The 289-nt window shown below is 42.9% G+C and carries 1 protein-coding gene; it reads right to left on the minus strand.

Translation table 11 applies throughout. The annotated features are described in order from the left end of the window. Positions 1-289, minus strand: a 289-nt coding sequence (locus AB4486_RS25585; RefSeq protein WP_372119540.1) for a PspA/IM30 family protein, incomplete at both ends; no start/stop codon positions are given.

The raw sequence follows: 289 nt of genomic DNA on the forward strand, positions 1-289 counted from the left end.
GCTTGTAGCTCGGCAAACTCTTGGTCTAAAGATTTTGCGTTGCCAGTCTTAGCGTAAACGTCCGCTTCAGCTTCTAATTCATCCACTTTACGCGAGAATTGCTCAAACTTCGCCATTGCTTCGTTGGTTTTGCTTGAGTGCAGGTGTTTTTGAACATCACGACGGTTGCTTGCCGCATTGTTACGAATCATTAATGCTTGTTGCTTTGCACGAGTTTCTGCGATCTTTGTCTCAAGTTTACCAATTTCACTCGTCAATTTTTCGATGGTTTCATGAACCAAGGTTTGTT

Source organism: Vibrio sp. 10N.222.55.C6, assembly GCF_041473395.1.
GTDB classification, from domain to species: domain Bacteria; phylum Pseudomonadota; class Gammaproteobacteria; order Enterobacterales; family Vibrionaceae; genus Vibrio; species Vibrio crassostreae_C.